Source organism: Candidatus Deianiraea vastatrix (assembly GCF_007993655.1).
Lineage (GTDB): Bacteria > Pseudomonadota > Alphaproteobacteria > Rickettsiales > Deianiraeaceae > Deianiraea > Deianiraea vastatrix.
Window position 1 is genome coordinate 799,200 of the sequence record NZ_CP029077.1, and the last position, 13,483, is coordinate 812,682.

The 13,483-nt window shown below is 33.1% G+C and carries 13 protein-coding genes; 6 read left to right on the forward strand and 7 right to left on the reverse strand.

Going from position 1 to position 13,483, the window contains the following annotated elements; translation table 11 throughout:
• Positions 1-43 precede the first annotated feature (43 nt).
• Entirely contained in the window at positions 44-949 is a 906-nt protein-coding gene (locus tag deia_RS03790) for a lysophospholipid acyltransferase family protein (protein WP_320410360.1), read from the reverse strand.
• A 149-nt stretch (positions 950-1,098) separates the two neighbouring features.
• On the opposite strand from deia_RS03790, the gene deia_RS05805 reads away from it, so the two are divergent.
• The 3 genes from deia_RS05805 (at position 1,099) to deia_RS03810 (ending at position 3,939) form a co-directional block, all read left to right on the forward strand.
• Positions 1,099-2,106 (forward strand): hypothetical protein, encoded by a 1,008-nt coding sequence (locus deia_RS05805; RefSeq protein WP_161982853.1) that lies wholly within the window; start codon positions 1,099-1,101, stop codon positions 2,104-2,106.
• Between the two features lie 106 nt (positions 2,107-2,212).
• Positions 2,213-3,610, forward strand: a complete 1,398-nt coding sequence (gene lpdA / locus deia_RS03805; protein ID WP_146820833.1) for a dihydrolipoyl dehydrogenase — start codon at positions 2,213-2,215, stop codon at positions 3,608-3,610.
• Between the two features lie 5 nt (positions 3,611-3,615).
• On the forward strand, positions 3,616-3,939 hold the full coding sequence (locus deia_RS03810; protein WP_161982854.1) for a hypothetical protein: 324 nt from the start codon (positions 3,616-3,618) through the stop codon (positions 3,937-3,939).
• Between the two features lie 10 nt (positions 3,940-3,949).
• Here deia_RS03810 and deia_RS03815 read toward each other — a convergent pair whose 3' ends face one another.
• Positions 3,950-4,606: an ABC transporter ATP-binding protein gene (locus deia_RS03815; RefSeq protein WP_146820835.1), complete on the reverse strand. Its 657-nt coding sequence runs from the start codon at positions 4,604-4,606 to the stop codon at positions 3,950-3,952.
• Positions 4,607-4,660: 54 nt separating this feature from the next.
• On the opposite strand from deia_RS03815, the gene deia_RS03820 reads away from it, so the two are divergent.
• A complete protein-coding gene (locus deia_RS03820; RefSeq protein ID WP_146820836.1) occupies positions 4,661-5,734 on the forward strand; it encodes a hypothetical protein in 1,074 nt (357 codons plus the stop codon).
• On the opposite strand, the gene fdxA is transcribed toward deia_RS03820, so the two are convergent.
• From fdxA to deia_RS03835, 3 genes are all read right to left on the reverse strand, one after another.
• Positions 5,731-6,063 carry a ferredoxin FdxA gene (gene fdxA / locus deia_RS03825; protein WP_146820837.1) on the reverse strand — a complete coding sequence of 111 codons (333 nt, stop codon included), beginning with the start codon at positions 6,061-6,063 and terminating at the stop codon, positions 5,731-5,733. The two genes, deia_RS03820 and fdxA, sit on opposite strands and share 4 nt — an antisense overlap.
• 3 nt (positions 6,064-6,066) lie before the next feature.
• Positions 6,067-6,828 (reverse strand): competence/damage-inducible protein A, encoded by a 762-nt coding sequence (locus tag deia_RS03830; protein WP_146820838.1) that lies wholly within the window; start codon positions 6,826-6,828, stop codon positions 6,067-6,069.
• Between the two features lie 66 nt (positions 6,829-6,894).
• Positions 6,895-7,773 carry a hypothetical protein gene (locus deia_RS03835; RefSeq protein WP_146820839.1) on the reverse strand — a complete coding sequence of 293 codons (879 nt, stop codon included), beginning with the start codon at positions 7,771-7,773 and terminating at the stop codon, positions 6,895-6,897.
• Positions 7,774-7,906: 133 nt separating this feature from the next.
• Here deia_RS03835 and deia_RS03840 point away from each other — a divergent pair, with 133 nt between their 5' ends.
• The gene (locus deia_RS03840; protein WP_146820840.1) at positions 7,907-8,995 is read left to right on the forward strand and encodes a hypothetical protein; all 1,089 of its coding nucleotides are present in this window, start codon (positions 7,907-7,909) and stop codon (positions 8,993-8,995) included.
• A gap of 39 nt (positions 8,996-9,034) precedes the next feature.
• Here deia_RS03840 and deia_RS03845 read toward each other — a convergent pair whose 3' ends face one another.
• On the reverse strand, positions 9,035-9,763 hold the full coding sequence (locus tag deia_RS03845) for a hypothetical protein (RefSeq protein WP_146820841.1): 729 nt from the start codon (positions 9,761-9,763) through the stop codon (positions 9,035-9,037).
• Between the two features lie 118 nt (positions 9,764-9,881).
• Here deia_RS03845 and nuoG point away from each other — a divergent pair, with 118 nt between their 5' ends.
• Entirely contained in the window at positions 9,882-11,897 is a 2,016-nt protein-coding gene (gene nuoG, locus deia_RS03850) for an NADH-quinone oxidoreductase subunit NuoG (protein ID WP_146820842.1), read from the forward strand.
• Positions 11,898-11,945: 48 nt separating this feature from the next.
• Here the strand turns inward: nuoG and deia_RS03855 are convergent, their stop codons facing one another.
• Positions 11,946-13,451 (reverse strand): UDP-N-acetylmuramoyl-L-alanyl-D-glutamate--2,6-diaminopimelate ligase, encoded by a 1,506-nt coding sequence (locus tag deia_RS03855; RefSeq protein WP_320410364.1) that lies wholly within the window; start codon positions 13,449-13,451, stop codon positions 11,946-11,948.
• Between the last annotated feature and the right edge of the window lie 32 nt (positions 13,452-13,483).

Consider the following 13,483-nt stretch of genomic DNA (forward strand, 5'->3'; position numbering starts at 1 on the left):
CTCTTTTTTGATTATAATTCAATTATTATACAGCAATGTATGTTTATTTTTTCATTTTCCACCGCTTATGCAGCCAAAACCACTGTTCTCTATTTTCTGAAATGTCAAGTGAAAATTGATCATTTGCAGCTTGCGCAAGGGTTTCAGGGGTAAATCTGTCATCATCCTTATGGCGTATAGTTTGAAATTTCATAACAAATTCCGTAGGTTTATTTTTTTTTCGCAGGCACGATACATATATAACCGGAATGTTATATTTACATGCTATTTTTGCAAAAAATATAGATGTCATGGCATCTTTTCCAAGAAAAGGCATAGGAATTCCGTTAATATCCCTGTGATCGGCAAATACAGATAATGCATTACCTTTTTTGAGTACAATTTTCACAACTTCCTTGATTTGACCTGTATTTTTGCGCAAATTCTTCCCATAACTTGCATTGTGTACAAAAAAGTCGATTAATGGGTTATTTTGCCTTCTATATATCGAATACAGCGGTATTTTAAGGTATTCAATAAATTTTGTAATAAACCACCAATTGCCAAAATGACCCGTAATAATAATTATTGACTCATTATTTTTGATATAATCTTCTATAATCTCATGATTTTCAACCTGAACATACTTTTGCAACCTAGACCACTTTTTAACAAAAAAATGCGGCGTTTCGCCAACCATTCGCCCAGTGGTAAAAAAGATTTTCTTCGATAAAGACTGCACAAATTCCTCTTCCATTAGCGGATAGACATGTCTTAAATTGTTTGTAACTCTAGCGCTAATTTTGGGTATAAATCTAAAAAGATTCATAAAATATCCACCAAAACATGATGAAATCTTAAAGCCAAAAAGAATACATATAACAAAAAATAATACAAGAAAGATAAACTCAATAATGTATCTTATAAAAAATACTGTATGTTTTACTATATTAATCAATTTTGCACACAAAAAACTTAGAAAGTAAATAAAAAATATCAGATATTAATGTCAAGAATTATATTTTATTATTATTTACTTGACTATAAAAATATTATCATTAATATGATTTCGTTTAATTTTTATTTTTTACCTTTATGGACACAAGTACAAAAACATTTATGAATAGGGGAATCCCAAACCTTCACAAAAGACAGCAAATGGCAGAACAATTAATGCCTCCACTCATACAAGATCCATCTGAGGAACATGTTAAAAAACTTGGTGAAATTGCATATATCAAGTATCCCAAATCAAATAATTCCCAAGAATATAATTTTGATAAAGTCATGCAAAACCTACAAGATGAAGTGATGGACAAAAATAATCGGCCTGACATACAAAATATTTATAGGCTTATTCGTAAGACGATCAACTTCATGATTCAATACAAACAGTCACACGGCAACATTGACATTAATAACATCAATGACAAAATAGTACTCATACATGAGCAGATCCACCTTTCCTTTCCGCATGATCTCAAAAAATACACACTGGATATGCTAAATATGACAACTTCAATTGTAAAAAATGCAATGGAATACATAAATGAAAATGTCAAAATACAAGCAGTTCAGACGGAAAGAGTTGAACAAATCGTTAAAAAAGAAATTACTCTTAAGCAGCCTATCACAACAAGTGCAACAGGAAGCATTCCTTCGGCCGCCAGAAAACAAACTTTAAACAAAGATGACCAAGAGTACTATGCACAATTTAATAAACAAGAAACTCAAGAAACTACACCAGATTCATCTTCTCCAAATTATGCCAAACTCACTACAGCATCTCGTGGATGGAGAAATCAAAAACAAATATCACAAAATGATAATCAAAAATTTGACACAACAATGTACAATAAAGCTTCACACAATGTAGGCGCTATACAGCATAATCAAGTTCATGTTGATAAGCAAATTAACCCCGTTTCCTCAAGACAAGGTGGTCGCTTTGTTTATAATCCAAAAATGGTAAATAACTACGTGAATAATAACCACCAGCAAAACCAACAAGGTGGTAATGGCTCACTTGCAACTCAGATGTTTGCAAACAATACACGCTTTGCTAACTTAACCAAGAAGCCAACTGGTTTGCTGCCTACTATTAATCAAAGGGGCTATAGAAAATAGGTCTTTCAACAAGCAAGTATTATTCTTATAGCTCTTTTTAGGGGCTATAAGATTTTACTTGACAATTATCTATTGCCATTAAGATGTCCATAGATTGTGCTTTATTATGTCTATTATGTATGATTTAGTTATAATTGGCGGCGGGCCGGGCGGTTATGTTTGCGCTATAAGAGCTGCGCAAAATGGTCTTAAAGTTGCATGCGTTGAAAAGCGTCAAAACCTCGGTGGAACCTGTCTAAATGAGGGCTGCATCCCGTCAAAAGCCCTGCTTGAATCATCGCATAATTTCTATAATGCAAAACATCATTTTACAGAGCATGGAATAAGCGTAAATCCTAAAATCGATACCAGCGTTATGCTTGCAAGAAAAGATGGCATAATAAAAAGCCTTGCAGGTGGAATTGATATGCTTTTTCGGAAAAATAAAATCGATAAAATAACAGGAACTGCAAGATTTGTCTCTAAAAATGAGATTGAAGTTGAAAATAATGGTGTAAAAACTGCGATAAGATCAGCAAAATTCGTTATCGCAACCGGATCTGTTGTCTCGCAAATTCCAAATGTTGCCATCGATGAAGAAAATATAGTCTCTTCAACTGGAGCCCTCTGCCTTAAAAAAGTGCCACAAGAATTGGTTGTAATTGGCGGCGGGGTTATAGGTCTTGAGCTTGGATGCGTTTGGTCAAGGCTTGGTGCAAATACGAAAGTTCTGGAATATTCTGATAAAATTATCCCTGGAATGGACGATGATGTGTCTGAATATGCAAAGAAAATGCTTGATGCCCAAGGTCTTGAAATTCATACATCCCATAAGGTTTTATCAGTTGAAAAAACATCTAAAAATGTTAAAATTGAATACGAAGATATTAAAACTGGTAAGCGTGACTTTGTAACCTGCGATGTTGTTCTTGTTTGCATAGGAAGAAGGCCATTTACACAAGGGCTAAATCTTGAGGCAATAGGCGGGGAAATCGACTCTCGAGGCTTCATTAAAGTTGATAAAGAATATAAAGTTTGCGAAAATATTTTTGCAATCGGCGATGTAATACCCGGGCCAATGCTTGCTCATAAAGCCGAAGATGAGGGCATTGCAGTTGCAGATATTGCAGCAGGCAAATATGGACATGTCAATTATAATGCAATTCCAAGCGTTGTTTATACTGACCCGGAAATAGCCTGCGTCGGACTTTCAGAAAAAGCCCTAAAAGATGCAAATATTGAGTATAAAATTGGAAAATTCAACTTTGCAGCAAATTCGCGCGCAAAAGCCATTTCCCAGACTCAAGGCTTTGTTAAAATAATTGCCGACAAGCAAACAGATAGAATTTTAGGCGCAAGTATCATAGGAAAAGAAGCAGGAACTCTTATACACGAAATTTCAGTTTTAATTGAATTTAGCGCATCGGCTGAAGATCTTTCCATGATTTGCCACGCACATCCAACCCTAAACGAAGCAATAAAAGAAGCAGCACTTGCTGTTTCAAAAAGAGCTATACATTCGTAGTCACCATGACGAAAACAAGGTACATTTTTGCATCATTCATGGCTTCTGCGCTAACATTATTTTGCTGTAGTCATATTCTTTGCCTTATTTTATATCTTTGCATGGTTGTAAAAGATGGCATTGCAATGGTGCGTGGAACTTATGTTAGAAATCCTTATAAATTTATTCCCGGTCACGAAGCAGAATATGAAAAAATGGTAGAAGAAGAAATGAGAATGCACGCAAAAAACATTAAAACTCATGGAAAATCATATATTTACAATATCTACTTTACACCAAAATACATTAAAGATGTTATAAACATTAATGAAAAATGTGACATCTATTAACCATCTAAAACTAAATATAAACCTGCATATCGCACATAGCTGCAAAATCATGATTGTGCGTTACAAGTAAAATTGATGTATTGCTCTTGGCGCATAAATCAAGCATTAATTTCATTACGATAATAGAATTTTCAGGATCAAGATTTCCAGTTGGCTCATCTGCAAAAATAATTTTCGGTTTATTTATCACAGCCCGCGCAATCGCAACTCTTTGCCTCTCACCACCTGATAATTGCCATGGATGATAATCCGCTTTTTCCCCAAGCCCCACATCTTTTAAAACTTGCTTTGCACACTCTATGGCAATTTTTTTATCTATATCGTTATTTAGTTTTGAAAATATCACATTCTCTATAACGGAAAACTCAGGAAATAAATGGTGAAATTGATGTATAAAACCAAATTTCCCCTTTCTGATAACATCCTTTTCACTTCCTGTAATTTTTGCAATGTCTTGATCACAAATTTCTATTTTACCACTGTAATTATCGTCCATTAATGCGCAAAGTTGCAAAAGAGTTGTCTTGCCGCAGCCCGATGGTCCACAAATTGCAATTGATTTTCCAGCTTCAAGTGATAATGATATATTGTTTAAAACGCTTTTTTCACTGTTTCCATCTTGATAAATCTTCGATAAATTCTCAATTTTTAATACAATTTCAGACATTTATTGCTTTTTAAAATTAACTACTTATATAATATAAAAAATACAAGTCAAGTAATGGATAGTCTTTTTGGTGAAATTGCCGATAATGTTAAAAATGCAGTAAGTATGCCTGCATTTCCTGATGAAAATCTTAAAAGTGATTTTAACATCGCAACCCTTGGTCAAAAATTACCAAGTCAGCATCATGAAATATATACTAAAATTATCAACCTATTTAACAATAATGCTCTGCATCACGCAACAATTTTATACGGTGTTTACGGTATTGGAAAATACATTTTAGCTAAAGAAATAGCCTCATATATTATACTTTCAACCGATACAACCCATAATTCCTACAATTTATTGCAAAATAATACACATCCAGATTTATTTACTATAAACGAAGATAAAATCTCAGTTGATAATGCTCGTCAAATACTTACTTTTACATCTCTTAAATCGTCATTTTCAAAGTCTAAAATCATTATACTAAACATCGATGGCCTAAATATGCAAGCCGCAAACGCTATACTTAAAGCACTGGAAGAACCTCAGCCAAATACTTTTTTCTTCATGATTACAAGTAATTTATCTGCAGTTATGAAAACTATACGCTCAAGATCAACTCTGCAATTTGTACCAAATATAGACTACAATAACTTCTTTTCCCACTCTGCTATACAATACATTTCCCTTCAAGATGCAAAAATATTGAAAGATTTATCAAATGCAAATGGTAATATATCCGTTGAAATGATGAATAAAAATATACTACAACTCATGGCTTTGCTAACTGAATTTATCTTTGCAGGCGATCTGAAATCAACTCAAATAGAAAATATGCTAGGTAAGCAAAATGCTATATCTTTTGATATTGTTGTAAAATTAATTCTATACATCCTAAAGGTCATTAATCCAATATATAACGCAAGATTTGAGCTGCCAAGCGTTATTGCAAATAGCGAAAATATACAAAAAGAAATTAAACGATATAGAGATAAAACGCATCCAAAAAATTACTATAATTATTTTAAAATGTATGATGAAATAATTGAAATAATTGTAAATAAAAATACATTTAACCTCGACACAACCCACTGCATTCACGCAATATTGATTTTAATTAGAAATGCAATTAAATCTTAATCTTTTGATAAATTCTCTCCAAAATATTTCTCAAATTTACCCTCTTTCCCATTTTCCTCATCAGCATTTTCAAGCGCAGGTTTTACCTTGTTGATGTTTGGCCAAATCTTCGAATATTTCTCATTAATCTCAAGCCAAAAGATTAATTCTTCACTTTCCGGAAAAATTGCTTTTGCCGGGCACTCAGGCTCACAAACACCGCAATCTATACATTCATTTGGATTAATAACTAGCATATTTTCACCCTCGTAAAAACAATCTACAGGGCATACCTCAACACATGTTGTATACTTACATTTAATGCAATTTTCACCAACTAAATACGCCATATTCTACAATAAACTCATCAAGTCTTTTTTATCAAAACTTGGCTTTATTTCTGCAAAACTAGCCTTAATTTCATTCATTACCGACTCTGCCAAATTTATATCTCTACTGCGAACAACAATCTCAAGAATCCAGCTATCACCCTCTATTTTTGGATAGCTGCCAATATCTACACCATCTTTTGCATAATTATATGCAATTTTCCCTAAAGACTTTGCAATATCTGCCTCCGGTAGATGAAAAATCTCCGATATACTTGATATAATCGATCCTTTCTGTAATTTTGGTAATACCTCACCTAGCATTGCATGGAAAATCTTTGGAACTCCAGCCATTACATATACATTTTTAATATAAAAACCGGGAGCCTGCGTAACATGATTAAAAATTAACTCCGCCCCATAAGGAATTTTTGCCATCTTTAAACGCGCTTCATTTAACGCATCGCCATAATATTCCTTTAGTATCGCATGTGCTTTTTCGTCTAAATATACATCTGCATTAAAAGCTTTTGCTATAGACTGCGTTGTAATATCATCATGAGTTGGGCCAATTCCTCCACTTGTAAAAACATAGTCATACTTTTTTGATAATTCAAGAACTGCACTCACAATATCCTGCTCAATGTCTCTTACATGCCTTGCCTCAATTAAGTCAATTCCAGATTTGAAAAGCTCAATTGCAAGATAGCTCATATTACTATCTTTCGTTTTACCAGTTAATATTTCATTGCCTATTATAATACATCCCGCAGTCTTTACTTTCATATACAAAGAATTTTATTGTATAATGTAATCTTGCTAATATTTAATATTCAAGTATAAATTTAACAATTAATGAGCTTCATTTCCCAATTCTTTGACATTAAATATCATATTTGATAAATCATCTGGAGTAATTTTATCAATCTTCGTTACAGATATTCCATTGCCAATGCCCGTAATTGGTATCTTAAATGTCTTTGCAGCTTTAAGTATTTGCCCTATTTTTGATGTTGTCTCAAACTTCGATATAAATATACCATCGATCTTAACAGTGTTTTTCAAAAACATAATCTGAGACATTATATCGCCTCCAAGATTTGCATCAGCTATAAATATCGTTGAAAAAGATCTATCTTTCCCTATTAAATCTTTTACACTGCCAATGATTTCTGAAACATAATCTAATGTTGCTTTGTTACCAACAACTATTCCCGGTGTATCAAGTACAAATATATCATATTTATTTTCAATTGCAAAATTTATTTTCTTTTCAATAAAGTTGAAAATTTTTTCACCCTTCTTTTTATAATCTGCATCAACTGCAACTTTTTTGCATAACTCGTTAAATTGAAATAATGCTCCAGGGCGAACTATATCACAACTAACAAGACTTGTTTTATACTCTAGATTTGTTAATAAATTTGCCATTTTAAATGATGTTGTCGTTTTACCAGAGCCATTAACTCCAATTAACGCTATTACATGCGGATATGATACCGTGTCAATTTCAAAAGATTTAATACACCCACGCAAATATTCAACTATATTCTGCTTAACAATTTTCTCTATCGCACTGCTGCTTTTTATTTTCATTAAACTTAAATCTCCCTTAATTTTCTCAATTAATGAATGCTCTAGCTGCTTATTTAACAATAAATTAATAACACGCTTTTCGTCAATAATGCCATCCTTATTAAAATTTAAAAAATTTACTCCACGAAAGGACATTAACTTGCTTTATATTACCACACAGCTAATCAATTGTTTTTAATAATCAAGAAAATATTTTTATATATCGTAATATCTTTATTCACTTGACATTTATATCCTTATTAATAAACTACTTTGATATGAAAAATCTATGCAAGTATTTAGCATCTCAACAAAATATATAGGAACTATTTATGCAAGAAATTTAACAATTGTTTTATCAATTTTTGTTTTAATTTTTGCAATTATAGACTCAATGTCTGCAGATTTCGGCTTTTTAATCTCTGTTTATCGCAGCATAATCAACCTTGATATGCTATTTGCCATAATTTGCGGTATATCAACAATAATAACCCTGCTTCGCCTAAAGCAAACAAACCAAGACATCGCCCTAATTTCTCTTGATAAAACCCCAATGTATATCTTTAATGTCTTGACGCTTTTTTCAATGCTAATCTACACCATTTTCATTACCATTATACACCCTTTTGCTTTTGCAAAAATTAAACGATATCAAATCTTACAGCAAAATCAATGTATTTTTGAATCTGGTGGTAAATTTGTTGACCAAAATAATCAAAATATTGTAAATAAAATAAAATACGATAAATGCCAAGCCAAATCACTAGAAGAACTTGAAATATCCTTTGATAATAAACACAATATTCGTGTAGAAATATACTCAAACGATCTTAGTCTTCCTAAAGGTAAAAACTCTATTGTTCATACACTTGCAACAGATAATATTTCATTTGAAACCAAAAATATAAAAAATGATAGAGAAATACGCAATTTAAATAAAGTCGATATGTATAAAAAAGACCTTAAAGACAAGCAAATTTCAATATATCACATGATCTACTCTCTACTTCGCGATAATAACGGCGTGATTAGTACATCCGACATTGTGGACTCCGTGCTTACAAAAATTAAAAATGCACTAATGATAGTTGTTTTTATAAATTCCTGCTATTTCATTCTAATTACAAGTAAACGCGGATTTATGGTCACAAAAGTTACAATAAAAACCATTATTTTTATCCAAACTTACTACATAATAACCTATCTTATTTCGGAAAAACTTTCATATTCCGACTCAATTTTAATAAAAATCTCCGGATTTGCACTGCTAAACATCTTTATCATCGCAATACTTCGCTATATACAAAGCCATGGGTTTTTAAATATCGGGGAAATTATCATAAAAAAATTACCATTTAATAAGCATAAAATAGTATAACTTTTTAAGATTTCATCTCCCCTACTTTTTAACCTACATTTAACCTTGCTGTAAATTACTACCACTATTTCTTCTTTGTATCTCACCTTGAATGTGAATACCACCGCCATTTTGATTTATTTGCACAATATTGTTATTTTCACTTTGTTCTTGCTGCTGTATTTGAGCATTGATTTGCGGAATTATTTGCTCTTCCTGTACTTGATTTAATTCATTGTGTTGCGAAATATTGACCTGCAAATCTATAGACTGCTGCAATTGATTAACGCCCTGATCCATCTCATCTACAACAATCTGCTGCTGTTGATTATTTAAATTTCCCAAGTTTAGCTGTATTTGCTCTTCTTGCACGTGACCCAAATCATTATTTGCAGGAATATCGCCCTGCGGAATTATTTGCTGTTGATTATTACCTATCCGAAGAAGACCAGTTATGTTACGAATCGCATCAATATCCACATCATTATCCATCCGTGTCGGAACATTTTCTTGATTGTTGTCTTGGAGTTGTGCAATAGCCTCAAAAATTCTTCGACGACGATTTTCTTCTTGTCTATTCATAATACACTCAATAATTTCATAACACAATGGTGTCATAACGGCAGTGACACCAGATAAACTAAACATTGTTCCAACAATAACATCAGCAGTTAAAATTTCTTTACCAATAATCAAACATTCAATACCTAATGAAATAGCTCCACCGCAAGCTCCAACTATAAATCCAATTCCAGCCCATTTTAATGCTTTTTTTAGTCTCTCGTTCATAAAACAAAAATAATTTTACTATTATACCACAAAATTTGATACATGTCAAGACAATTTACAAAATATAATTGATTTTTAGTTTTTTTACTTTATACTAAGCTTAAGTTGATTTGCAAATATGGTAAATATTAAGATAAATGGGCAAGAATTTGAGGTTGAAAACAATCTTACAGTTATGCAGGCATGTGAAAAATATGCTGGCTCTCAAATTCCAAGATTTTGCTATCACGATAAGTTAAAAATTGCAGGAAATTGCCGTATGTGCCTTGTTGAAATTAAGCCTGGGCCCCCAAAACCAGCGGCATCATGTGCAACACCTGTTGCAAATAACATGGAAATTTTTACAGACTCTGAAATGGTTAAAAAAGCAAGAGGAGATGTAATGGAATTGATTCTTATGAATCACCCACTTGATTGCCCGGTTTGTGACCAAGGCGGCGAGTGCGACCTTCAAGATCAAGCATATATATACGGCAAGGATAAAGGTAATTTTTGCCATGATAAACGCGCAGTTGTCGATAAATACATGGGTCCACTCGTCAAAACTAAAATGAATCGCTGCATTCACTGCACAAGATGTGTCAGATTTATTAATGATGTAGCAGGATTTACCGAAATTGGCTCAATTGGACGAGGCGTTGAAACCGAAATAACTACCCTTGAAAACGCATTATCTTCAGAATTGTCAGGAAATATAATAGATTTATGCCCAGTTGGCGCGCTAACTGCAAAGCCGTATGAGGCAAAAGCAAGGCCTTGGGAGCTGACAAAAACCCGTAGTATAGATGTTTTTGACGCAATGGGATCAAATATCGTCGTGCAAACAAGATCAAATGAAGTCTTGCGTGTTTTGCCAGATTTAAACGATGATATTAATGAAGAATGGATTAGCGATAAAAGTAGATTTGCCATTGATGGCCTTGCAAATCAAAGAGTTGACACCTGCTTTATTGCAAGAAATAAGGTTATACAACCTGCAAGTTTGGAAGATGCGATATTAAACACTGATAAAATTATAAAATCATCTAGTAATATTGCAATGATTACGGGCAAAATGACAGATATGGAAACTATATATTTGCATAAAATTCTTGCGGAAAAAATAAATTGTAAATACTATTCTTGTATTGAAAATGGCGGTGATTTTGATACTTCAAGCCGCGGAAATTACATATTCAATACAGGTTTTAAGGGTATAGACAAAGCAGATTTTATCCTTATTGTTGGCTGTAACACGCGAAAAGACGCTCCGGTTTTAAACGCACGAATACGAAAGGCATCGATTCTTGGTGCAAAAGTTGTGATTGCAGATGAAAACAGAGATTTAAAGCTAAATGCAAGCTTTCTTGAGCCAAATATATCGTCCCTTACTGATATTTTAAACAATAAATCAAGTGTAAGCAAGGCCTTAAAAGATGCGAAATTTCCAATGATTATCCTTGGCTCTGATATTGTAACAAAAGATGAAAAACTTCATAGCCTGACGCTTGAAATCGCGGAAAAATTCTTCATAAAAGACGACTGGAATGGTTATTGCTTTTTGCACAAAAATATTGCAAATGTTGGCGGTCTTGACTTGGATTTTAATACAAAATCTGCAACAAAAATAATGGAAATGGCAAAAGCTGGCGAAATTGACTGCTTAATTTTGAATTCAACTAGTGATATAGACACAAGTTTAGTGCATAATAACTGCAAAATTATATCTTTTGCAACAAATGGCGATGATAGTTTGCGTCGCTCATCTGTAATTTTCCCAAGCCTTACTTATGTTGAAAAATCGGCATTTTACACAAATTCCGAAGGTAGAATTCAAAAAACCACAAAAGCCTGCGAAATTATTGATAACCGCTTTGATGAATGTCAGATTTTATGCAAGATTATAGCAAATATAGACTCAAATTTTAGTGCAAAAACTAGAAGCGACGTGCAAATGAAAATGCTTGAAAGCCTTGAAAACAAAGAAATCAATGTGCAAAAATCTCGTGCAATTCTTGCGAAAAAATGCGATAAAATCGACGAAAATATATCTATTGCATCAACTGTTTATAATTTTTATATGACAGATTCAATTTCAAGAAATTCTAGAAATATGGCAAATTGCGTGAGGGAAATTTTGTTGATTAAAAAATAATATTTTTTTACAATTCTCATTTATATTCCTGGTATTTTAATAATATAATTAGGATAAAATTGACGCAACCTCGTCAAAGTCGCTGAAATATTCTTTTTTTGTGCCAATTATTTGGTAGTTTTCGTGACCCTTGCCGGCAATTAGCAAAACATCGCCCTCTTGCATCATTAAAACACCATATTCTATCGCATTTTTTCGCCCGTCGATTTCCATGAAATTTCCAACAACATTTTCATTTTGAAGTGCAAAAAGCATGACTCGTTTTATTGGAAAGTCCTTTAATCGTGCCATTTTTTCGGCTTTTAGCTCGCGAATTCCGCTAATTATTTCGGCTCTAATTTTTGCGGCATCCTCTGTTCTTGGATTGTCGTCTGTTATAATCGTGAAATTTGCGATGGAAACTGATGTTTTGCCCATTATAGCGCGCTTTGCGTTGTCTCTGTCACCGCCGCAGCCAAAAATGCAAATAAGTCGTCCAGTAGTGATTTTTCGAAGCTCTACAAGGGCTTTTTCAAGTGCGTCTGGCGTGTGAGCGTAGTCTATGTAAATATCGTAGTATTTATCGGCTTTTTTGACTCTTTCAAGGCGACCCGGAGGCGGCATGATTTCGCCCAAAATGCTTATAAAATCTGATATTTTGAAGCCAAGAGATAGCATAAAACCGCTTGCACATAGTAAATTATAGACTTGAAAATCGCCTAAAATCCAACTATTTATATAGTATTTTTGCGTTTTATAGGCAAATGTAATTTTTTGCATGCCATTTTCAAGACGCACATCAAGTGGCTGTAAATCCCCATTTTTCCCATATGTAATCACAGTTTTTTCGCTATTTTCTTGAGCTATTTTTTCTACAATAGTGCCAGTTTTTCCATCGTCTATATTTGCAATGATAACCCCGTTATTTTTGAGATATTTTGTAAAGAGTTTTTCCTTGCAAGCCCAGTATTCATCCATGTTTTTGTGGTAATCAAGGTGGTCTTGTGTGAAATTTGTAAAGCCTGCAGTGCAGATGTCTAAAAAGTCAATTCTGCCCTGAGAAATTCCATGGCTTGAGGCCTCGAAAATTGCATAATCGCAGTGCATTTTTGTCGATGCAATATGCAAAATTTCATGTATTGAGATTAAATCTGGGGTGGTTAAATTATTGCCATTAAACCTTGTGAAAAACTCATCGTCAAGCTCTTTTTGCCCTGAAAAAACGCCAATAGTGCCGATATAAACACAGTTTTTTCCCATTTTACGCAAAATTTGCCAAACAAAATACGCCGTCGAAGTTTTGCCATTCGTTCCCGTGATTGCCATTTGAAATTTCGGCTTGTTTGGATAAAATTCGCGCAATTCATCTCTTAATTTCGTCTCGAAATCATCGACTACGAATACATTTTTTCCTTTTATGTCAAATCTTGTATAAATTTTTGCGGCACCCTTTAAAATTGCGTCGTTTATGTACTTTTCTGCTTCATTTTTATCAAGTGATGTGCAGAAAAATATCGAATTTTCCTTGACTTTTCGCGAATCTAATGTTATTTCCATAAAATTGTTGCAAATAATTTTTTTCGTTTCATAATAAAATAGCTTTAATA

Bases quoted from the DNA above. Each gene is read 5' to 3' on its own strand.
- deia_RS05805 (WP_161982853.1), top strand. From the start codon at position 1,099: ATGAATAGGGGAATCCCAAACCTTCACAAAAGACAGCAAATGGCAGAA.
- lpdA (WP_146820833.1), top strand. From the start codon at position 2,213: ATGTCTATTATGTATGATTTAGTTATAATTGGCGGCGGGCCGGGCGGT.
- deia_RS03810 (WP_161982854.1), top strand. From the start codon at position 3,616: ATGACGAAAACAAGGTACATTTTTGCATCATTCATGGCTTCTGCGCTA.
- deia_RS03815 (WP_146820835.1), bottom strand. From the start codon at position 4,606: ATGTCTGAAATTGTATTAAAAATTGAGAATTTATCGAAGATTTATCAA.
- deia_RS03820 (WP_146820836.1), top strand. From the start codon at position 4,661: ATGGATAGTCTTTTTGGTGAAATTGCCGATAATGTTAAAAATGCAGTA.
- fdxA (WP_146820837.1), bottom strand. From the start codon at position 6,063: ATGGCGTATTTAGTTGGTGAAAATTGCATTAAATGTAAGTATACAACA.
- deia_RS03830 (WP_146820838.1), bottom strand. From the start codon at position 6,828: ATGAAAGTAAAGACTGCGGGATGTATTATAATAGGCAATGAAATATTA.
- deia_RS03835 (WP_146820839.1), bottom strand. From the start codon at position 7,773: ATGTCCTTTCGTGGAGTAAATTTTTTAAATTTTAATAAGGATGGCATT.
- deia_RS03840 (WP_146820840.1), top strand. From the start codon at position 7,907: ATGCAAGTATTTAGCATCTCAACAAAATATATAGGAACTATTTATGCA.
- deia_RS03845 (WP_146820841.1), bottom strand. From the start codon at position 9,763: ATGAACGAGAGACTAAAAAAAGCATTAAAATGGGCTGGAATTGGATTT.
- nuoG (WP_146820842.1), top strand. From the start codon at position 9,882: ATGGTAAATATTAAGATAAATGGGCAAGAATTTGAGGTTGAAAACAAT.